18 protein-coding genes are annotated in these 20,084 nt (G+C 60.0%); 15 read left to right on the forward strand and 3 right to left on the reverse strand.

The window, feature by feature from the left end; translation table 11 throughout:
• The first annotated feature begins 99 nt into the window (after positions 1 to 99).
• The 7 genes from CKW11_RS16540 to ispD all read left to right on the forward strand — a co-directional run bounded on the left by CKW11_RS16540 (position 100) and on the right by ispD (position 7,865).
• The gene (locus tag CKW11_RS16540) at positions 100 to 1,047 is read left to right on the forward strand and encodes an acetyl-CoA carboxylase carboxyltransferase subunit alpha (RefSeq protein WP_064586192.1); all 948 of its coding nucleotides are present in this window, start codon (positions 100 to 102) and stop codon (positions 1,045 to 1,047) included.
• A 145-nt stretch (positions 1,048 to 1,192) separates the two neighbouring features.
• Positions 1,193 to 2,509, forward strand: coding sequence for a tRNA lysidine(34) synthetase TilS (tilS, locus tag CKW11_RS16545; RefSeq protein WP_177440007.1), 1,317 nt, complete (start codon positions 1,193 to 1,195; stop codon positions 2,507 to 2,509).
• Between the two features lie 274 nt (positions 2,510 to 2,783).
• Complete coding sequence (locus CKW11_RS16550) at positions 2,784 to 4,415, forward strand: CTP synthase (protein ID WP_095138363.1); 1,632 nt, start codon at positions 2,784 to 2,786, stop codon at positions 4,413 to 4,415.
• A gap of 4 nt (positions 4,416 to 4,419) precedes the next feature.
• A complete protein-coding gene (kdsA, locus tag CKW11_RS16555; RefSeq protein WP_007954807.1) occupies positions 4,420 to 5,265 on the forward strand; it encodes a 3-deoxy-8-phosphooctulonate synthase in 846 nt (281 codons plus the stop codon).
• Between the two features lie 156 nt (positions 5,266 to 5,421).
• Positions 5,422 to 6,711, forward strand: coding sequence for a phosphopyruvate hydratase (gene eno, locus CKW11_RS16560; protein WP_095138364.1), 1,290 nt, complete (start codon positions 5,422 to 5,424; stop codon positions 6,709 to 6,711).
• 171 nt (positions 6,712 to 6,882) lie between these two features.
• Entirely contained in the window at positions 6,883 to 7,161 is a 279-nt protein-coding gene (gene ftsB / locus CKW11_RS16565) for a cell division protein FtsB (RefSeq protein ID WP_007964293.1), read from the forward strand.
• A complete protein-coding gene (gene ispD / locus CKW11_RS16570; protein WP_095138365.1) occupies positions 7,158 to 7,865 on the forward strand; it encodes a 2-C-methyl-D-erythritol 4-phosphate cytidylyltransferase in 708 nt (235 codons plus the stop codon). Before ftsB ends, ispD begins: the two co-directional genes overlap by 4 nt.
• A 144-nt stretch (positions 7,866 to 8,009) precedes the next feature.
• Here ispD and CKW11_RS16575 read toward each other — a convergent pair whose 3' ends face one another.
• Positions 8,010 to 8,906 (reverse strand): LysR substrate-binding domain-containing protein, encoded by an 897-nt coding sequence (locus tag CKW11_RS16575; RefSeq protein ID WP_095138366.1) that lies wholly within the window; start codon positions 8,904 to 8,906, stop codon positions 8,010 to 8,012.
• A 116-nt stretch (positions 8,907 to 9,022) separates the two neighbouring features.
• Here CKW11_RS16575 and CKW11_RS16580 point away from each other — a divergent pair, with 116 nt between their 5' ends.
• From CKW11_RS16580 to rpoS, 8 genes are all read left to right on the forward strand, one after another.
• Positions 9,023 to 10,135 carry an S-(hydroxymethyl)glutathione dehydrogenase/class III alcohol dehydrogenase gene (locus CKW11_RS16580; RefSeq protein WP_095138367.1) on the forward strand — a complete coding sequence of 371 codons (1,113 nt, stop codon included), beginning with the start codon at positions 9,023 to 9,025 and terminating at the stop codon, positions 10,133 to 10,135.
• Between the two features lie 65 nt (positions 10,136 to 10,200).
• Positions 10,201 to 11,046 (forward strand): S-formylglutathione hydrolase, encoded by an 846-nt coding sequence (fghA, locus tag CKW11_RS16585; protein ID WP_095138368.1) that lies wholly within the window; start codon positions 10,201 to 10,203, stop codon positions 11,044 to 11,046.
• A 43-nt stretch (positions 11,047 to 11,089) separates the two neighbouring features.
• Positions 11,090 to 11,563: a 2-C-methyl-D-erythritol 2,4-cyclodiphosphate synthase gene (ispF, locus tag CKW11_RS16590; RefSeq protein ID WP_095138369.1), complete on the forward strand. Its 474-nt coding sequence runs from the start codon at positions 11,090 to 11,092 to the stop codon at positions 11,561 to 11,563.
• Positions 11,560 to 12,618: a tRNA pseudouridine(13) synthase TruD gene (gene truD / locus CKW11_RS16595; protein ID WP_095138370.1), complete on the forward strand. Its 1,059-nt coding sequence runs from the start codon at positions 11,560 to 11,562 to the stop codon at positions 12,616 to 12,618. The genes ispF and truD overlap by 4 nt, the downstream gene beginning before the upstream one ends.
• Positions 12,606 to 13,355, forward strand: a complete 750-nt coding sequence (gene surE, locus CKW11_RS16600) for a 5'/3'-nucleotidase SurE (RefSeq protein WP_095138371.1) — start codon at positions 12,606 to 12,608, stop codon at positions 13,353 to 13,355. The genes truD and surE overlap by 13 nt, the downstream gene beginning before the upstream one ends.
• Before the next feature lie 41 nt (positions 13,356 to 13,396).
• Positions 13,397 to 14,032 carry a protein-L-isoaspartate(D-aspartate) O-methyltransferase gene (locus CKW11_RS16605; protein WP_169841266.1) on the forward strand — a complete coding sequence of 212 codons (636 nt, stop codon included), beginning with the start codon at positions 13,397 to 13,399 and terminating at the stop codon, positions 14,030 to 14,032.
• A gap of 211 nt (positions 14,033 to 14,243) precedes the next feature.
• On the forward strand, positions 14,244 to 15,125 hold the full coding sequence (locus CKW11_RS16610; RefSeq protein WP_095138372.1) for a peptidoglycan DD-metalloendopeptidase family protein: 882 nt from the start codon (positions 14,244 to 14,246) through the stop codon (positions 15,123 to 15,125).
• 105 nt (positions 15,126 to 15,230) lie between these two features.
• Positions 15,231 to 16,238 carry an RNA polymerase sigma factor RpoS gene (gene rpoS / locus CKW11_RS16615; RefSeq protein WP_095138373.1) on the forward strand — a complete coding sequence of 336 codons (1,008 nt, stop codon included), beginning with the start codon at positions 15,231 to 15,233 and terminating at the stop codon, positions 16,236 to 16,238.
• Positions 16,239 to 16,850: 612 nt separating this feature from the next.
• Here rpoS and fdxA read toward each other — a convergent pair.
• A complete protein-coding gene (gene fdxA / locus CKW11_RS16620; protein WP_003222178.1) occupies positions 16,851 to 17,174 on the reverse strand; it encodes a ferredoxin FdxA in 324 nt (107 codons plus the stop codon).
• 163 nt (positions 17,175 to 17,337) lie between these two features.
• Positions 17,338 to 19,920, reverse strand: coding sequence for a DNA mismatch repair protein MutS (mutS, locus tag CKW11_RS16625; RefSeq protein ID WP_095138374.1), 2,583 nt, complete (start codon positions 19,918 to 19,920; stop codon positions 17,338 to 17,340).
• Positions 19,921 to 20,084 lie beyond the last annotated feature (164 nt).

Genomic DNA, 20,084 nt, shown 5'->3' on the forward strand with positions numbered 1-20,084 from the left:
TTTAATCTCGACCTCAGCGCGCCTCTCCCTTAAGGTAGGGCGCGAATAGACAACCGGCCGGCCCAAGCTCACTTGGGACACGACCCAAGACGGACGCCTATGAACCCGAATTTTCTAGATTTCGAACAGCCGATCGCCGACCTGCAAGCCAAGATCGAAGAGTTGCGCTTGGTCGGTAATGACAATTCGCTGAATATCGGCGATGAGATCTCCCGCCTGCAGGACAAGAGTCGCACGCTGACCGAAGACATCTTCGGCAAGCTGACCAGCTGGCAGATCGCACGCCTGGCGCGTCACCCGAAACGCCCGTACACCCTCGACTACATCGAGCACATCTTCACCGAGTTCGATGAACTGCACGGTGACCGTCACTTCTCCGACGACGCGGCCATTGTGGGCGGCGTGGCACGTCTGGAAGATCAGCCGGTGATGATCATCGGCCACCAGAAGGGCCGTGAAGTGCGCGAGAAGGTACGCCGCAACTTCGGCATGCCGCGTCCGGAAGGCTACCGCAAGGCCTGCCGTCTGATGGAGATGGCCGAGCGTTTCAAGATGCCGATCCTGACCTTCATCGACACCCCGGGTGCTTACCCGGGCATTGACGCTGAAGAGCGCAACCAGAGCGAAGCGATTGCCTGGAACCTGCGCGTGATGTCGCGTCTGAAGACCCCGATCATCGCCACCGTAATCGGTGAGGGTGGTTCCGGTGGTGCACTGGCCATCGGCGTCTGCGATCAGCTGAACATGCTGCAATATTCGACCTACGCGGTGATCTCGCCGGAAGGTTGCGCTTCGATTCTGTGGAAAACCGCCGAAAAAGCGCCGGACGCCGCAGAGGCGATGGGCATCACTGCCGAGCGCCTGAAAGGTCTGGGTATCGTTGACAAGGTGATCGGCGAGCCTCTGGGCGGCGCCCACCGTGATCCGGCCGCTGCCGCTGCGTCGATCCGTGCCGAACTTAGCTCGCAACTGGCGATGCTGAAGAAGTTCGACAATGAAGCGCTGCTCAAGCGTCGTTACGATCGTCTGATGAGCTACGGTCTCTGACAGATCTCGCAATACCCAATGTGGGAGCGGGCTTGCTCGCGAAAGCGGTATAACAGTCGACAGATGTGTTGATTGTTGAAACGCCTTCGCGAGCAAGCCCGCTCCCACATTTGATTTGGGCAAACAGTTAGATAGGGGTCAGTCCGTGAGTGATCTGCCGTCCCGGCTTCTGCTGAACCTTGCAGCCTGGCGCAATGCCAGGACCTGGCGCGTGGCTTTCTCCGGTGGCCTGGACTCCACCGTCCTCCTGCATCTGCTTGCCCATCTCGCCAAAGACCATTTCCTGCCGACGCTCAGCGCCATCCATATCCACCATGGCCTCCAGGCTGCGGCTGATGCGTGGCCGGCGCATTGTCAGTCGGTCTGCGACGCACTGGGCTTCCCACTGCAAGTGATACGGGTGGCGGTGCAGCCCGGCGCCAGTCTGGAGCGGGCGGCGCGGGAGGCGCGTTATGCCGCGTTCTCATCGCTGACCGAGGCCGGGGATTTGCTGCTGACCGGGCAGCACCGTGATGATCAGGCCGAAACCCTATTGTTTCGCTTGATGCGCGGTGCCGGCGTGCGCGGACTTTCGGCGATGCCGGCGCAGCGACCGTTGGGGCAGGGCACGCTGGTGCGGCCATTGCTCGACGTCACGCGCGCCGAGCTTGAGGCTTACGCCCGCGCGCATCAGTTGAGCTGGATCGAAGACCCGTCAAACCAGGATCGACAGTTCTCACGCAACTATCTGCGCCATCAGGTGCTGCCGTTGCTCACCGTGCGCTGGCCGCAGGCGCAGGCGAGCATGGCCCGCAGCGCGGCGCACCTGCGTGAGGCGCAGGGCTTGCTCGATGAGCTGGCGCAGCTCGATCTGGCCCAAGCCACCACACCGAGCGAGTTTTCATGGCTGGGCCTGCCGTCACTGGAGCTGGCGCCGCTGACGAGTCTGTCCGCCGCTCGTCAGCGCAATGCACTCAGCCACTGGCTCGAACCGCTGACCCGGCTGCCCGACACTGACCATTGGTCGGGTTGGGACAACCTGTGCGGCGCTGCCAACGATGCTTCGCCGATCTGGCGTCTGGCCGAGGGTGAACTGCATCGCAGCGCCGGCCGGGTATGGTGGTTGAGCGGCGACTGGCTGCGGGCGCCAGCGGTCAGCGTTGACTGGCATGAGCCGTCGACGCCGCTAAGCTTGGCGAATAACGGGCGTGTCATGTTCAGCGGGCAGACTCCCGTCGGGCCACTGCGCATTGGCTATCGGCAGGGCGGCGAAGTGATGCATCTGGCGGAGCGCGGCCATCGCGATCTCAAGCGCCTGCTCAATGAGCGCGCAGTGCCGGCCTTTGTCCGTGGCAGATTGCCGCTGCTGTTTCGCGGCGCAGAATTGCTCGCCGTGGCGAACCTGCCGGGCCTTGACGGGCATGGGACGGACGGCTGGAAATTGCATTGGCAGCCAACAGACGAAGATCAAGGTTTGAGATGAAAGGGGCATTCCGGTAGACTACGCTCCCTTCTTGATACAACTTCTGTGGATTCGCCTGAATTGCAGGAGTTGCCGATTACCAAGCAGTCTTTGCTGGGCGATTCCAAAAAATGTGTAGCGAGCAACGTACCGGTGTTTCATCTGCCGGTCTGTCCCAACGCGGCGGTTTTTTTGAAAGGTGCACTGTGATTAATGCAGGTGATCGGGGGCTTCGGCCTTCCTTCGCTTTCCCCGGCGGCTCGTACCGCTTTAACGCAGACTTCTAGGGTTTTTCATGACGCGCTACATATTCGTCACGGGCGGTGTTGTTTCTTCATTGGGGAAAGGCATTGCCTCGGCTTCATTGGCGGCCATCCTGGAGGCGCGGGGGCTTAAGGTCACCATGCTTAAGCTGGATCCGTACATCAACGTCGACCCGGGCACCATGAGCCCGTTCCAGCACGGTGAAGTGTTCGTCACCCACGACGGCGCCGAGACCGACCTGGACCTGGGCCACTACGAGCGGTTCATCCGCACGACCATGACCCAGAACAACAACTTCACCACTGGCCGTGTCTACGAGCACGTGCTGCGCAAAGAGCGCCGTGGTGACTACCTGGGTGCAACCATCCAGGTGATCCCGCACATCACCGACGAAATCAAGCGTCGCATCATCAAGGGTGCCGGTGACGCTGACGTGGCCATGGTCGAAATCGGTGGCACCGTGGGTGACATCGAGTCGCAACCGTTCCTCGAGGCCATCCGCCAGCTGCGTTTCGAAGTCGGCGCCAAGCGCGCGATGCTGATGCACCTGACCCTGGTGCCGTACATCGCCACTGCCGGCGAAACCAAGACCAAGCCAACCCAGCACTCGGTAAAAGAACTGCGTTCGATTGGTCTGCAGCCCGACGTACTGGTATGTCGCTCCGATCACCCGATCGACGTTTCGTCGCGTCGCAAGATTGCGCAATTCACCAACGTTGAAGAACGTGCGGTGATCGCGCTGGAAGATGCCGACACCATCTACAAGATCCCGGGCATCCTGCATTCCCAGGGGCTGGATGATTTCGTTGTCGAGCGTTTTGGCCTGCAATGCGGCAGCGCTGACCTGTCCGAGTGGGACGCAGTGGTTGACGCCAAGCTGAACCCGGAACACGAAGTCACCATCGCGATGGTCGGCAAGTACATGGAGCTGCTGGACGCTTACAAATCGCTGATCGAAGCGATGAGCCACGCCGGCATCAGCAACCGTACCAAGGTCAACCTGCGCTACATCGATTCCGAAGACATCGAGAACCAGGGCACTGCACTGCTCGAAGGTGTCGACGCGATCCTCGTCCCGGGCGGCTTCGGTCTGCGCGGCGTCGAAGGCAAGATCACCGCCGTCCAGTACGCTCGTGAAAACAAGGTTCCATACCTGGGCATTTGCCTGGGCATGCAAGTGGCGGTCATCGAGTTCGCCCGTAACGTGCTGGGCTGGAAAGACGCCAACTCCACCGAGTTCGATCGCGCCAGCGGCCATCCGGTCGTGGGTCTGATCACCGAGTGGGAAGACGCCACCGGCGCCGTTGAAGTGCGTACCGAAGCGTCCGATCTGGGCGGCACCATGCGCCTCGGCGCTCAGGAATGCCTGCTCGAAGCCGGCTCCAAGGTGCACGATTGCTACGGCAAGGACGTGATCGTTGAACGTCACCGTCACCGCTACGAAGTGAACAACAACCTGCTGCCACAAATCATCGAAGCTGGCCTGAAAATCTCCGGTCGCTCCGCTGACGCCGCGCTGGTAGAAGTGGTGGAAGCACCGGATCATCCATGGTTCGTCGCTTGCCAGTTCCACCCGGAGTTCACCTCGACGCCACGTGACGGTCACCCGCTGTTCAGCGGTTTCGTGAAAGCTGCGTTGGCTCAACACCAGAAGAAGGCGTAACCCGATGGCACAGAAGATCATCCGCGTCGGCGACATCGAAATCGCCAACGACAAACCCATGGTGCTGTTCGGCGGCATGAACGTGCTGGAAAGCCGTGACATGGCCATGCAGGTTTGCGAGGAGTACGTGAAGGTCACCGAGAAACTCGGCATCCCTTACGTGTTCAAGGCCAGCTTCGACAAGGCCAACCGGTCTTCTGTGACTTCGTATCGCGGCCCTGGCCTGGAAGAGGGCATGCGCATCTTCCAGGACATCAAACAGGCCTTCGGCGTGCCGATCATCACCGACGTCCACGAGCCTGACCAGGCCGCGGTCGTCGCTGAAGTCTGCGACATCATCCAGCTGCCGGCCTTCCTGTCGCGCCAGACCGATCTGGTCGTCGCGATGGCCAAGACCAACGCTGTGATCAACATCAAGAAAGCCCAGTTCCTCGCGCCTCAGGAAATGAAACACATCCTGAACAAGTGCGTGGAAGCGGGTAACGATCAATTGATCCTCTGCGAGCGTGGTTCGAGCTTCGGCTATAACAACCTCGTGGTCGATATGCTCGGCTTCGGCATCATGAAGCAGTTCGAGTACCCGGTATTCTTCGACGTGACCCACTCGCTGCAAATGCCTGGCGGTCGTTCCGACTCCGCCGGCGGGCGCCGTGCACAGGTCACCGATCTGGCCAAGGCAGGCATGAGCCAGTCGCTGGCCGGTCTGTTCCTCGAAGCGCACCCGGATCCGGACAACGCCAAATGCGACGGCCCTTGCGCCTTGCGTCTGGACAAACTGGAGCCATTCCTGGCCCAGCTCAAAGCTTTGGACGAACTGGTGAAGAGTTTTCCGACGGTAGAAACCGCCTAAAGCTCATTTCTCCGGTAAAGTACCGCACGATTTGTCGCGCATGCCCTCGGGCATGTGCGTTGTCGTCTGCAAGCTGCCCGCTGCACACCACTTGCCGACGGTAAAAAGATTTCCTCTAGCTGCGTCGTTTTCGTCAACTTTGGAGTGTTTACAACAATGGCAAAAATCGTCGACATCAAAGGTCGTGAAGTTCTCGACTCCCGTGGCAATCCCACCGTGGAAGCGGACGTGCTTCTCGACAACGGCATCATCGGCAGCGCTTGCGCGCCGTCCGGTGCATCCACAGGCTCGCGTGAAGCGCTCGAGCTGCGTGATGGCGACAAGAGCCGTTACCTGGGCAAGGGCGTGCTCCAGGCAGTAAAAAATATCAACGGTCCGATCCGCGATCTGCTGCTGGGCACTGACCCAAGCGACCAGAAAGCCCTCGACCACGCGATGATCAAGCTCGACGGTACCGAAAACAAGGCAAAACTGGGCGCCAACGCCATCCTCGCCGTGTCCCTGGCTGCGGCCAAGGCGGCTGCACAGGACCAGGATCTGCCACTGTACGCACACATCGCCAACCTGAACGGCACCCCGGGTGTTTACTCGATGCCGGTTCCGATGATGAACATCATCAACGGTGGTGAGCACGCCGATAACAACGTCGACATCCAGGAATTCATGGTGCAGCCGGTTGGCGCCAAGACGTTCTCGGAAGGTCTGCGCATGGGCACCGAGATTTTCCATCACCTCAAAGCTGTGCTGAAGGCTCGTGGCCTGAGCACCGCCGTTGGCGACGAAGGCGGTTTCGCACCGAACCTGGCGTCCAACGAAGACGCGCTGAAAGTGATCTCCGAAGCCGTGGCCAACGCCGGTTACAAGCTGGGCACCGACGTGACCCTGGCGCTGGACTGCGCGGCCAGCGAATTCTACGAAGACGGCAAGTACAACCTGTCCGGCGAAGGCCAGGTGTTCACCGCTGAAGGTTTCGCCGATTATCTGAAAGGCCTGACCGAACGTTATCCGATCATCTCGATCGAAGACGGTCTGGACGAATCCGACTGGGCTGGCTGGAAGATCCTCACCGACAAGATCGGCGAGAAGACCCAGCTGGTGGGCGACGACCTGTTCGTGACCAACACCAAGATCCTGAAAGAAGGCATCGATAAAAAGATCGCCAACTCGATCCTGATCAAGTTCAACCAGATCGGCACCCTGACCGAAACCCTGGAAGCCATCCAGATGGCCAAGGCTGCCGGTTACACCGCCGTGATCTCGCATCGTTCGGGCGAAACCGAAGATTCGACCATTGCCGACTTGGCTGTGGGCACCTCGGCTGGCCAGATCAAGACCGGTTCGCTGTGCCGTTCCGACCGCGTTTCCAAGTACAACCAACTGCTGCGTATCGAAGAGCAGTTGAATGGCAAAGCCAAGTACAACGGTCGCAGCGAGTTCCGCGGCTGAGTTGTAAATGTTAAAAAGACACCGGATTGTGTCGGAAAAGTCGTGACAGCGATGGATTTGCCACTAATCTGATGCCTTACATGCACAAGCCTGGATCTTCCAGGCTTCGTGCTATCAGACGTTTCAAAGTTTTCGCGTGGCTGTCTTTTTTCACTGGATACCTGATATTCGATGCGCAGTCCTTACTGGTTGTTTCTCGTTTTGCTCTTGCTGCTGGCCGGTCTGCAGTACCGCCTGTGGGTGGGCAATGGCAGTCTGGCGCAGGTCGCCGAGCTGAAGCAGCAGATTGCTGATCAGCACGCCGAGAACGAAGGCCTGCTGGAGCGCAATCGGGTGATGGACGCTGAAGTCAGCGAATTGAAAAAAGGCATGGAGACCGTTGAAGAGCGGGCTCGCCATGAGCTGGGCATGGTCAAGGACGGTGAAACCCTTTACCAGCTCGCGCAATGATCGATTCCCTGCCGGCCTTCTGGGCCGTGATTCCTGCCGCGGGCGTCGGTGCCCGAATGGCCGCGGACCGTCCCAAGCAATACCTGCAACTGGGCGGACGCACAATTCTCGAACACAGCCTCGGCTGTTTCCTTGATCACCCGAGCCTCAAGGGCCTGGTGGTCAGTCTGGCAGTTGATGATCCTTATTGGCCAAACCTGGCCTGCGCCAGCGACTCGCGGATTCAGCGGGTCGAGGGCGGCGCCGAGCGTTCCGGGTCGGTGCTCAACGCCTTGCTGCATCTGCATGCGCAAGGTGCCGATGACGATGACTGGGTGCTGGTACACGATGCGGCCCGACCTAACCTGAGCCGTGACGATCTCGACAAGCTGCTGGCTGAACTGGCGGATGATGCCGTCGGCGGTCTGCTGGCCGTGCCGGCGCGCGACACCTTGAAGCGGGTCGACAAGCACGGTCGTGTGCTCGAGACCGTTGATCGCAGCGTGATCTGGCAAGCCTACACGCCGCAGATGTTCCGCCTCGGCGCGTTGCATCGGGCGTTGGCTGACAGTCTGGTCGCAGACGCGGTGATTACCGATGAAGCCTCGGCGATGGAGTGGGCCGGTCTGGCACCGCGCCTGATCGAAGGGCGGGCGGACAACCTCAAGGTGACCCGGCCGGAAGATCTGGAGTGGTTGCGCCAGCGTTGGGCCAATCGCCGCTGAGTGCTGTGGCGCTTGTTTGATCGCTTTCGCGAGCAAGCCCGCTCCCACCCTTGAACTGCGCCGAACACAAATTTTGCATTCACCGCCGATCCCCTGTGGGAGCGGGCTTGCTCGCGAAGGCGTCCGCACAGACAACCCATTCAATCAGCTCCGATACTCCGGCCGCTCGGCCAACCCTTCCTTCAAGAAATCCACCAACTTGCGCACCTTCGGCGACAAATGCCGCTGCTGCGGATACAAGGCCCACACCGCCGTATTCGGCGGCTGATGCGCCTCCAGCAACGAAATCAACGCGCCACTGTGCAAATGTTCGAGCACGTAATAGTCCGGCAACTGACACAGGCCGACCCCTTGCAGCGCCGCATCCAGCACCGCTTGCCCACTGTTGCAGCGCCAGTTTCCCTGTACGCGCTGGGAAAATTCCCGGCCGTTCTGTTCCAGTTGCCACAGATCCGAACTGCCGATCAGGCAATTGTGCCGACTCAGTTCCGACAAACTGTGTGGGCGGCCATACCGTTCCACGTAGGACGGAGACGCGCACAGATACATGCGCCGTGGTGCCAAACGCGTGGCGACCAGTCGTGAATCCTGCAGCCGACCCAGACGGATCGCCAGATCCAGTCCCTCATGCACCAGATCGAGTTGACGGTTGCTCAGCTCGATGTCGACGCGCAGTTGCGGGTATTGCCCCATGAACCGCGTCACCAGCGGCACGATAAACCGTTCGCCATAGGCCACGGCGCAGGTCATGCGCAGCATGCCTTTTGGTTCACTGGTCAGGTCGCCGACCGCGCGCAGGGCTTCTTCGCGACCGTCCTGCAGACGCTGGCAATGCTGCAGAAAGGTCTGTCCGGCTTCGGTCAGGGTCACGCGACGGGTGCTGCGATAGAGCAGGCGTGTCTGCAATCGATCCTCCAGCCGTACGATTTGTCGACTGATGTGTGAGGAAGAAACCCCAAGGCGTTCGGCCGCCGCGGTGAATTGGCTGCATTCGGCGACGGCGACGAACTCGTCGATACCTTCCCAACGGTTTTCGGACATCTGATTATCCCTGTACAGCAATAATATTTTGCATTTGTCCTGATTATTAATCAGTTGGCGCTGAACTACACTGCCGGTCTGGTTTTTTTATTCAATGGATTTACTGGAGAGTCAGCATGATCAAGTCGCGCGCCGCCGTTGCCTTCGAGGCCAAGAAGCCGCTGGAAATCGTAGAAGTCGATGTCGCCATGCCCAAGGCCGGTGAAGTGTTGCTGCGCGTGGTGGCTTCCGGGGTTTGCCACACCGATGCCTACACCCTGTCCGGTGCGGATCCGGAAGGGATCTTCCCGTCGATCCTCGGCCACGAAGGTGGGGCGATCGTTGAAGCCATCGGCGAGGGCGTGACCTCGGTCGCCGTCGGTGACCACGTGATTCCGCTGTACACCCCGGAATGCGGCCAGTGCAAATTCTGCAAGTCGGGCAAGACCAACCTGTGTCAGGCGATTCGTGCTACTCAGGGCAAAGGTCTGATGCCGGACGGCACTTCGCGCTTTTCCTACAAGGGCGAAACGATTTTCCACTACATGGGTACCTCGACGTTCTCCGAGTACACCGTACTGCCGGAAATCTCCGTGGCGAAAATCGCCAAGGATGCGCCGCTGGAAAAGGTCTGCCTGCTCGGTTGCGGCGTGACCACCGGCATCGGTGCAGTGCTCAACACCGCCAAGGTCAAGCCGGGTGACACCGTGGCGATCTTCGGTCTGGGCGGCATCGGTCTGTCGGCAGTCATTGGTGCAGTGAAGGCCAAGGCCGCACGCATCATCGCCATCGACATCAACCCGGCCAAGTTCGAAATCGCCAAACAGCTGGGCGCTACCGATTGCGTCAACCCGAAAGATTTCGATCGTCCGATCCAGGAAGTGATCGTCGACATGACCGATGGCGGCGTCGATTTCTCCTTCGAGTGCATTGGCAACGTGCAACTGATGCGCGCTGCGCTGGAGTGCTGCCACAAGGGCTGGGGCGAATCGGTAATCATCGGTGTTGCCGGTGCCGGTCAGGAAATCTCTACCCGTCCGTTCCAACTGGTGACCGGTCGCGTCTGGCGTGGCTCCGCGTTCGGCGGTGTGCGTGGCCGTACCGAGCTGCCAAGCTACGTCGACATGGCGCAGACCGGCGAGATCCCGCTGGATACTTTCATCACCCACACCATGGGCCTGGAAGATATCAACAAGGCGTTTGACCTGATGCACGAAGGCAAGAGCATCCGTACCGTCATTCATTTCTGATCAATCGCGACGCCCCGGCTACAGACCTTGAAGGTTTGTAGCCGGGACCGCGTAGGAGTCTTTACATGAGTCTGGAAAACATCTCTTGTCAGAAAAGTTTCGGCGGCTGGCACAAGCGCTATCGGCACCGTTCCGACGTGCTTGGCTGCGACATGGTGTTCGCCGTGTACCTGCCGCCGCAAGCGGAGCAGGGCGGCAAGCTGCCGGTGCTGTACTGGCTGTCGGGTCTGACCTGCACCGACGAGAACTTCATGCAGAAGGCCGGGGCGATGCGCATGGCGGCCGAACTGGGCCTGATCATCGTCGCGCCGGACACCAGTCCGCGCGGCCCGGATGTGCCGGGTGATCCTGATGGCGCCTGGGATTTTGGTCTCGGTGCCGGGTTCTACCTGAATGCCACGCAGGAACCGTGGTCGCGCCACTATCGGATGCATGACTACGTCGTGCAGGAATTGCCTTCACTGGTTGAAGCGCATTTCCCTGCGTCAGACAAACGCAGCATCAGCGGCCACTCCATGGGCGGTCACGGTGCACTGGTCTGCGCGCTGCGCAATCCGGTGCGTTATCAGTCGGTGTCGGCGTTCTCGCCAATCAACAATCCGATGGATTGCCCGTGGGGGCAGAAAGCATTCTCCCGCTATCTGGGCGAAGACCGTTCCAAGTGGAAAGAATGGGATGCCTGCGCGCTGATCGCTGAAGCTGACGAGAAACTGCCGTTACTGGTCGATCAGGGGGATCGCGATGATTTCCTCGCCACTCAGCTCAAACCCGAAGCCCTGCAACAAGCTGCAAAACAAGCGGGTCATCCGCTGACTCTGCGCCTGCAACCGGGCTACGACCACAGCTATTTCTTCATCTCAAGCTTCATTGACGACCACTTGCAGCATCACGCACAAGCCCTGCGCGGTTAATGCAGGTAGAATCACGCCCTGACAAAAATCGGGGCGTTTTTTTATGCGTATTGGCCACGGCTACGATGTTCACCGTTTCGCTGAAGGCGATTTCATTACTCTGGGCGGCGTGCGCATTGCACACGGCTTCGGGCTGCTCGCTCACTCCGACGGTGACGTCCTGCTGCACGCCTTGAGCGATGCCTTGCTCGGCGCGGCCGCGCTGGGTGATATCGGCAAACACTTTCCGGACACCGACCCGCAATTCAAGGGCGCCGACAGTCGCGCGCTGCTGCGGCACGTGGTCGCGCTGATCCACGGCAAAGGCTGGAAAGTCGGCAACGTCGACAACACCATCGTCGCTCAGGCGCCGAAGATGGCCCCGCATATCGAATCGATGCGCGCGTTGATCGCCGCCGATCTGCAAGTTGAACTGGATCAAGTGAACGTGAAAGCTACCACCACCGAAAAGCTCGGCTTTGTCGGTCGCGAAGAAGGCATCGCCGTGCATTCCGTTGCCTTGTTGCTGCGCGCATGAACGAACTGCAATTGCTCGGCCCGCGGGCCTATGGCGAACCGCTCGGCACTGCGGTTCTGAAAGCCATCGCCGAAGATTTCCAGGTCGATGAAGTGCTCGACATCCCGTTCAGCGGCGATGGTGAGCACCTGTGGATCTGGGTCGAAAAACGTGGCCTGAACACCGAAGAAGCAGCGCGGCGAATCGCCAAGGCAGCCGGCGTGCCATTGCGCACTGTCAGTTATGCCGGGCTCAAGGATCGTCAGGCACTGACCCGCCAGTGGTTCAGCGTGCAACTGCCGGGCAAGGCTGACCCGGATCTGTCGGCGGCGGAAAACGACACACTGAAGATCCTCAAGACCACGCGGCACAAGCGCAAGCTGCAACGCGGCGCGCATTCGGCCAACGGCTTCACCTTGCGCCTGACCCAGTTTGCCGGCGACAAGGACGCAATCGAACAGCGTCTGCAACTGATCGCTAAACAAGGCATTCCCAATTATTTCGGCGCCCAGCGTTTCGGCCATGACGGCGGTAACGTCGTTGATGCGCGTGCTTGGGCGGCGCGCAAGGCGTTGCCGGAGCAGCGCAATGTGCGCTCGCGTTTACTGTCGACGGCGCGCAGTTTTCTGTTCAATCAGGTACTGGCGGCGCGGGTAGCCGATGGCACGTGGCAGCAGGCACAGGTCGGCGATCTGCTGGCGTTCACCGACAGCCGCAGTTTCTTCCCGGCGGGTGTTGCCGAATGCAGCGATCCGCGCCTGGCGATTCTCGACCTGCACCCGACCGGTCCGCAGTGGGGCGAAGGTGACTCACCTGCCGCTGGCGCTGTCCATGATCTGGAGCAGGGGATTGCCGAGCGTGAGGCGGATCTGCGCGATTGGTTGATCAATGCCGGAATGAGCCACGAACGTCGCATCCTGCGGCTGCCCATTGGCGGGTTGTCGTGGCATTATCCCCAGCCTGACATTCTGCAACTGGAATTCGTCCTCCCGGCCGGATGCTTCGCCACCGTATTGGTGCGCGAACTCGTTGATCTGGTGCCGGTGGGGCAGACGGACAGCCCATGCGTATTCTGATTTCTAACGACGATGGGGTAACCGCACCCGGTCTCGCCGCGCTTTATGCTGCGCTGGCGGATTACACCGAGTGCGTGGTTATCGCCCCGGAGCAGGACAAAAGCGGCGCCAGCAGTTCGCTGACGCTCGACCGTCCGTTGCACCCGCAATACCTGGCCAACGGTTTCATCAGCCTCAACGGTACCCCGACCGACTGCGTGCACCTGGGCCTCAACGGCCTGCTGGAGCGCGAGCCGGACATGGTGGTTTCCGGGATCAACCTTGGTGCCAATCTGGGCGATGACGTGCTGTACTCCGGCACCGTGGCGGCTGCCCTCGAAGGGCGCTTTCTCGAGCGCCCTTCGTTCGCCTTCTCGCTGTGTTCGCGGCAAGTGGACAATCTGGCGACAGCAACACATTTCGCGCGCAAACTGGTCGAAGCCCACGCCGGGCTGGACCTGCCGCCGCGCACGGTGTTGAACGTGAACATTCCCAATCTGCCGATCGACCATATTCGCGGCATTCAGCTGACCCGTCTGGGCCATCGCGCCCGCGCGGCAGCGCCGATGAAAGTGGTCGACCCGCGTGGCAAGGCCGGTTACTGGATTGCCGCTGCCGGCGACGCCGAAGACGGCGGCCCGGGCACCGACTTTCATGCGGTGATGCAGGGTTATGTGTCGATCACGCCATTGCAGCTCGACCGCACCTTCAATGATGCCTTCAGAAGTCTCGATGGCTGGCTGGAGGGACTGCGCTGATGGCTCGTGAACACGAAGACAGGCTGCGCAGCGGCATCGGCATGACGTCGCAACGCACCCGTGAACGTCTGATCCAGCGTCTATATGAAGAAGGCCTGTCCAACGCCAAGGTGCTGGAAGTGATCCGCCGTACGCCGCGTCATCTGTTTGTCGATGAAGCGCTGGCGCATCGCGCCTATGAAGACACCGCGCTGCCGATCGGCCACAACCAGACCATCTCCCAGCCTTATATGGTGGCGCGCATGAGCGAGCTGCTGCTGGAGGCGGGGCCGCTGGACAAGGTGCTGGAGATCGGTACCGGTTCGGGCTATCAGACCGCAGTGCTGTCGCAACTGGTTGAGCGGGTATTTTCGGTCGAGCGCATCAAGGTCTTGCAGGATCGGGCCAAGGAGCGCCTGGTCGAACTCAACCTGCGCAATGTGGTGTTTCGCTGGGGCGATGGCTGGGAAGGCTGGCCGGCGCTGGCTCCATACAACGGCATCATCGTCACCGCAGTCGCGACCGATGTACCGCAGGCCTTGCTCGATCAACTGGCACCTGGCGGGCGGATGGTGATTCCGGTCGGCTCGGGGGAAGTGCAGCAACTGATGCTGATCGTGCGCGAAGAACACGGCTTTTCCCGTCACGTTCTGGGGGCGGTGCGCTTCGTGCCGTTGCTCAATGGCCCGCTGGCCTGAGCATTTGTTTGCGGGCGCTGAATTCCTTGCGCTGGCCTGTGTCTTACACCGGCAGCGATGGTTTAAACGCGACGAAATATCCACGGGCAAACGTGTGCGTGTCGCGTTTTCGCATCTTTAACGGTAAAGCCTGTTCAGCCCGTTATACTTGCGACACTACTTGCCGCGATTCGGCATTCCACATATTCAGCCACCACAAAGGGAGCGGCGGGTGAGTCTCACAGTCATTGCGCAGCGTATGGGTAACACGAGCTTTCAGCGCCTGGTGACTGGCCTTGTATTGAGCACCTTGCTGGTCGGTTGCTCCAGCACCAAATCGGGCAATGTGCGGGTGGTCGATCGCAACAGTGCAGCGGCTCAGCGTCCTGCCGTCACGACCGGGCAGTATGTAGTCCGTCCGGGCGATACGCTGTTTTCCATCGCTTTTCGCTACGGCTGGGACTACAAAGCCCTCGCGGCCCGGAACAATATTCCTACGCCGTATACGATCCACCCGGGTCAGACAATTCGCTTCGACGGTCGCACCGGTTCAACGCCGACGGCGGTGGTGAGCAACAGCAGTTCCTCACCATCGTCTTCAAGCAAAACCACGGTAATCCGGCGTCAGGCGAATGGCACCACGACCACCACGGTGACCGGCTCCAAGGCAGGTTCTGCGGGGACTGCACCGTCCGTCGCGAACAAATCGACCCCGGCTCCGATGCCTCCACCGGGCCCGGCCCCGACCGGCTGGGGATGGCCATCTAATGGCATTCTGATTGGAAAATTCTCTTCAAACGGTAGTTTGAATAAAGGAATTGATATCGCCGGAGATTTGGGACAGCCTGTTTTAGCTGCGTCTGATGGGACGGTGGTTTACGCCGGGAGTGGCTTAAGGGGCTACGGCGAATTAGTCATCATCAAACACAGCGAAACCTACGTCAGTGCCTACGGACATAACCGCAGGCTGTTGGTACGGGAGGGGCAGCAGGTCAAGGTCGGACAGACAATTGCCGAAATGGGGTCAACGGGTACAGACCGGGTGAAACTGCATTTTGAGATTCGCCGACAAGGTAAGCCAGTAGATCCGCTGCAGTTCCTGCCCAGACGTTGATTTGAGGCCAGCCTGTTCCGTCGCGTAGAGGGGACAGGCTCCAGCGCTGCCAAGGATAAAGGCGTCGCTTGAGCTTGGGGTCGAACTCACCAAAGGACTATAACAATGGCTCTCAGTAAAGAAGTGCCGGAGTTTGACATCGACGATGAGGTTCTCCTTATGGAGGCCGGCATCGATTCGGATTCGATGTCGAATGATGAAGGGGCTGCTCCACCTTCCGTTCGTTCCAGATCCAAACACTCCGCTTCACTTAAACAACACAAGTACATCGACTACACCCGGGCACTCGATGCCACGCAGCTGTATCTCAACGAAATCGGCTTTTCTCCACTGCTCTCCCCCGAGGAAGAAGTTCATTTTGCGCGTCTGTCGCAAAGTGGCGATCCGGCGGGGCGCAAGCGTATGATTGAAAGTAACCTGCGGCTGGTCGTGAAGATCGCTCGGCGTTACGTCAATCGGGGGTTGTCGCTGCTGGATCTGATAGAAGAGGGCAACCTCGGCTTGATCCGCGCAGTGGAAAAGTTCGATCCCGAGCGCGGCTTCCGCTTCTCGACCTACGCGACCTGGTGGATTCGTCAGACCATCGAGCGCGCGATCATGAATCAGACCCGGACCATCCGGCTGCCGATCCATGTGGTCAAGGAACTCAACGTGTACCTGCGGGCGGCACGGGAGCTGACGCAAAAGCTCGATCACGAACCCTCACCCGAAGAAATCGCCAACCTGCTGGAAAAACCGGTGGGCGAGGTCAAGCGCATGCTCGGTCTGAACGAGCGGGTTTCTTCGGTCGACGTCTCGCTGGGTCCGGATTCGGATAAAACCCTGCTGGACACCCTGACGGATGACCGTCCGACCGATCCATGCGAACTGCTGCAGGACGACGACCTGTCGCAGAGCATCGATCAATGGCTCTCGGAACTGACCGACAAGCAGCGCGAGGTGGTCGTACGCCGCTTCGGCCTGCGCGGCCATGAGAGCAGCACGCTGGAAGACGTAGGCCTGGAGATCGGCCTGACCCGGGAGCGGGTGCGGCAGATCCAGGTTGAGGGCCTCAAGCGCCTTCGCGAAATCCTTGAGAAGAATGGCCTGTCGAGCGAGTCGCTGTTCCAGTAAGCGCCTCTGACGCCTGCCCATAAAAAGCCCCGACTGGTTCGGGGTTTTTTATTGCTCGGATATTGGCTGAATATTGTCTGTGGCTAGGGAGCTTGCTCCCGCCGGGTTGCGCAGCAACGCCAATGGTTCATGAGCGCTGCGTGCTCAAGCGGGAGCAAGCTCCCTCGCCACAACGTTCACTGCCGGACATACGGTTAGCATTTCCATCGTTTGTAGTCTCGCGGTGTAAGCCTTGGCTTACTTTTTCGTAAGCGTTCCCTATTTTTGCAGGACGGCAGACGTCGATTGCTCACGGCTGGCGTATTTAACTAGTTGATTAATAAGCTTATTTTATAATGTGAAGTGCTTATTACAGCGATTTTCAGCCCGCGAGGCCGATTGCTCCCGGCGGGGAACTCTTTAGTATCAGCACTGTGTCGACGGACAGACACGCCCTTCAAGGAAGAGGGGAACGGACATCGCAGGACGCGATTCATCAGGACGATGAAAAGGAATACAGGGAATAGGGAAAAAATGTGGGCGGGTCAAACCGCCCCTTTTTTTGCCTGTAGAAAAGTAGAATCCGAAAAAGCAAAAAGGCCCGCAAGGGGCCTTTTGGTAACGCGCGACAGATCAGCGTTCGAGGTCTTTGATCTTGCCTTTGACGCCATCCCACTCTTCGGCATCCGGCAGCGATTCTTTCTTCTCGGTGATGTTCGGCCAGATTTCAGCCAATTCAACGTTGAGTTGAATGAACTCCTGCATATCCTCCGGAACTTCGTCCTCGGAGAAAATCGCGACGGCCGGGCATTCCGGTTCGCACAGGGCGCAGTCGATGCACTCATCCGGGTGAATCACCAGGAAGTTCGGGCCTTCGTAAAAGCAGTCCACCGGACAGACTTCTACGCAGTCGGTGTACTTGCACTTGATGCAGTTGTCGGTGACGACGAAGGTCATTTCTAATTTTCTCCTCAGGCGGCGGCAGCGTAGCCCCTTCACGGTTGGGGTCGCCAGGTTCGGGAGCGATGTCTGCCAGCCAGGCTATTAGCCAGCAGCATCCCAAACCGCGCGAGATTCTAACAGCTTGAAGCCGTTTGCGTTATATCCGGTTCTTCGCTGCTTAGATCCGGTTCTTAAGTGCATATAACAATTCGAGCGCTCGACGCGGGGTCAGGTCATCGAGATCCACTTTGGCCAACTCATCGAGCACCGGATGCGGCAGGCTGGCGAACATGTCACTTTGCTGCGGGGCGGCCGGTTTGCCTTTGACGGCAGGCTTGGGCGCTTCGTGCGGCAATGCGGTGTCTTCCAGTCGGCTCAGGTGCTCGCGGGCACGCACGATCACTTCACTCGGCACGCCGGCCAGTTGCGCCACCGCCAGGCCGTAGCTCTGGCTGGCAGGCCCCGGCAACACATGGTGCAGGAATACGATGCGCTCGTTGTGCTCTGTGGCGTTCAGGTGCACGTTAGCCACCAAAGGCTCGGCTTCCGGCAACACGGTCAGTTCGAAATAGTGCGTGGCAAATAGAGTATAGGCACGCAGATGCGCCAGACGCTCGGCGGCGGCCCATGCCAGGGACAGACCATCGAAGGTGCTGGTGCCACGACCGACTTCGTCCATCAGCACCAGGCTGCGTTCGGTGGCATTGTGCAGGATGTTGGCGGTTTCGCTCATCTCGACCATGAAGGTCGAACGGCCGCCGGCCAGGTCGTCGCTGGAACCGATCCGGGTGAAGATCCGGTCCACCAGCGACAGTTCGCAACTGGCCGCCGGCACGAAGCTGCCGATATGCGCCAACAGTACGATTAACGCGGTCTGGCGCATGTAGGTGGATTTACCGCCCATGTTCGGGCCGGTGATTACCAGCATCCGGGTGTTGTCATCCAGGCTCAGGTCGTTGGCCACGAACGGCGTAGTCAGCACCTGCTCGACCACCGGGTGACGGCCCTGGGTGATGCGCATGCACGGCTCGCTGACGAAGCGCGGGCAGTTCAGATCAAGGTTCAGCGCACGCTCGGCAAGGTTGCTCAGCACATCCAGCTCGGCCAATGCGCCGGCAGTGTCCTGCAGCGGTGGCAACTGGCTGATCAGATCTTCCAGCAGCGCCTCGTAGAGCATTTTCTCGCGAGCGAGGGCACGGCTCTTCGCCGACAGCGCCTTGTCTTCGAATTCTTTAAGCTCCGGTGTGATGAAGCGTTCGGCGCCCTTCAGGGTCTGGCGACGGATGTAGTCGGCCGGGGCGGATTCCGCCTGCTTGCTCGGCAGTTCGATGAAGTAGCCGTGAATGCGGTTGTAACCGACTTTCAGGTTGGCCAGACCGGTGCGGGCCTTTTCCCGGGCTTCCAGATCGATAAGGAACTGGCCGGCGTTTTCGCTCAGCGATTGCAACTCGTCGAGTTCGCTGTCGTAACCGGTTTTCAGCACGCCGCCGTCGCGGATCACCGCTGGCGGGTTGTCGATGATGGCTTTTTCCAGCAGCGCCGCCAGTTCCGGGTAGGTGCTGGTGGTGGTCGCCAGGCGTTGCAGGTGCGGCGCTTCGAGGTCGGTCATTGCCACTTGCAGTTGCGGCAAGGCACCGAGAGCATCGCGCAGGCGAGCGAGGTCACGGGGACGCGCGTTGCGCAGGCCGATCCGCGCCAGAATCCGCTCGATGTCGCCGATTTCCTTGAGCTGCGGCTGCAGCTTTTCGAAGCGGTAGCCGTCGAGCAGGCAAGTGATCGAGGTCTGCCGCGCCAGCAGCACGGTCAGATCGCGCAGCGGACGGTTCAGCCAGCGGGTCAGTAAACGGCTGCCCATTGCAGTCTGGCAGCGATCAACCACCGATTGCAGGGTGTTGTCGCGGCCGCCGGCCAGGTTGGTATCCAGTTCCAGATTGCGGCGGCTCGCACCGTCGAGCACCACGGTGTCGTCCAGACGCTCATGACGCAGGCTGCGCAGATGGGGCAGGGCGGTGCGCTGGGTTTCTTTGGCATAGGCCAGCAGGCAACCGGCGGCGCCGATAGCCAAGGTCAGGGTTTCGCAACCGAAGCCTTTGAGATCTTGCGTGGAAAACTGCTGGCAGAGACTTTTCAGCGCCGAATCACGTTCGAAATCCCACGGCGCGCGACGACGCACGCCCCGGCGTTTTTCCGCCGGCAGGTCTTTCGGCCAGTCGTCCGGAATCAGCAGCTCCACCGGGTTGACCCGCTCCAGCTCCGCCAGCAGGTTTTCCCAGCCCTTGATCTCCAGCACAGTGAAGTTGCCGCTGGTGATGTCCAGCACCGCCAGACCGAACAGACGCTCGTCGCCCAGAACGGCGGCGATCAGGTTGTCGCGGCGTTCATCGAGCAGCGCTTCGTCGCTGACCGTACCCGGTGTGATGATGCGCACCACCTGACGTTCCACCGGGCCCTTGCTGGTGGCCGAATCGCCGACCTGCTCGCAGATCACCACCGACTCGCCGAGCTTGACCAGTTTCGCCAGGTAACCTTCCGCCGCGTGGTAAGGAATCCCGCACATCGGGATCGCTTGCCCCGCCGACTGACCACGTGCGGTCAGGGTGATGTCGAGCAACTTGGCAGCCTTCTTCGCGTCTTCATAGAAGATCTCGTAGAAGTCGCCCATGCGATAGAACATCAGCTGATCCGGGTGCTGGTTCTTCAGGCGCCAGTACTGCTGCATCATCGGGGTGTGGGAGGACAGGTCGGAGACGGCTTTATTCATCGGATTGTCAGGTAACTCGTTAAATGATGTAGGGCAAAAGCGAGGGCAACCGCCGGGCTTTTCCGCGATGGGCGCAAGGTTACCATGGGCGGTCGGCTCGACGCAGGCATGACGGCCCGCTGACACTTTCTGCGTTTATTTGTGACTTATGCACGATTTATGCA

Source organism: Pseudomonas sp. Irchel s3a10 (assembly GCF_900187525.1).
GTDB lineage: Bacteria > Pseudomonadota > Gammaproteobacteria > Pseudomonadales > Pseudomonadaceae > Aquipseudomonas > Aquipseudomonas koreensis_G.

Excerpts from the sequence above, each read along its gene's own strand:
- CKW11_RS16540 (WP_064586192.1), top strand. The coding sequence starts at position 100 with ATGAACCCGAATTTTCTAGATTTCGAACAGCCGATCGCCGACCTGCAA.
- CKW11_RS16550 (WP_095138363.1), top strand. The coding sequence starts at position 2,784 with ATGACGCGCTACATATTCGTCACGGGCGGTGTTGTTTCTTCATTGGGG.
- kdsA (WP_007954807.1), top strand. The coding sequence starts at position 4,420 with ATGGCACAGAAGATCATCCGCGTCGGCGACATCGAAATCGCCAACGAC.
- eno (WP_095138364.1), top strand. The coding sequence starts at position 5,422 with ATGGCAAAAATCGTCGACATCAAAGGTCGTGAAGTTCTCGACTCCCGT.
- ftsB (WP_007964293.1), top strand. The coding sequence starts at position 6,883 with ATGCGCAGTCCTTACTGGTTGTTTCTCGTTTTGCTCTTGCTGCTGGCC.
- ispD (WP_095138365.1), top strand. The coding sequence starts at position 7,158 with ATGATCGATTCCCTGCCGGCCTTCTGGGCCGTGATTCCTGCCGCGGGC.
- CKW11_RS16575 (WP_095138366.1), bottom strand. The coding sequence starts at position 8,906 with ATGTCCGAAAACCGTTGGGAAGGTATCGACGAGTTCGTCGCCGTCGCC.
- CKW11_RS16580 (WP_095138367.1), top strand. The coding sequence starts at position 9,023 with ATGATCAAGTCGCGCGCCGCCGTTGCCTTCGAGGCCAAGAAGCCGCTG.
- fghA (WP_095138368.1), top strand. The coding sequence starts at position 10,201 with ATGAGTCTGGAAAACATCTCTTGTCAGAAAAGTTTCGGCGGCTGGCAC.
- ispF (WP_095138369.1), top strand. The coding sequence starts at position 11,090 with ATGCGTATTGGCCACGGCTACGATGTTCACCGTTTCGCTGAAGGCGAT.
- truD (WP_095138370.1), top strand. The coding sequence starts at position 11,560 with ATGAACGAACTGCAATTGCTCGGCCCGCGGGCCTATGGCGAACCGCTC.
- surE (WP_095138371.1), top strand. The coding sequence starts at position 12,606 with ATGCGTATTCTGATTTCTAACGACGATGGGGTAACCGCACCCGGTCTC.
- CKW11_RS16605 (WP_169841266.1), top strand. The coding sequence starts at position 13,397 with ATGACGTCGCAACGCACCCGTGAACGTCTGATCCAGCGTCTATATGAA.
- rpoS (WP_095138373.1), top strand. The coding sequence starts at position 15,231 with ATGGCTCTCAGTAAAGAAGTGCCGGAGTTTGACATCGACGATGAGGTT.
- fdxA (WP_003222178.1), bottom strand. The coding sequence starts at position 17,174 with ATGACCTTCGTCGTCACCGACAACTGCATCAAGTGCAAGTACACCGAC.
- mutS (WP_095138374.1), bottom strand. The coding sequence starts at position 19,920 with ATGAATAAAGCCGTCTCCGACCTGTCCTCCCACACCCCGATGATGCAG.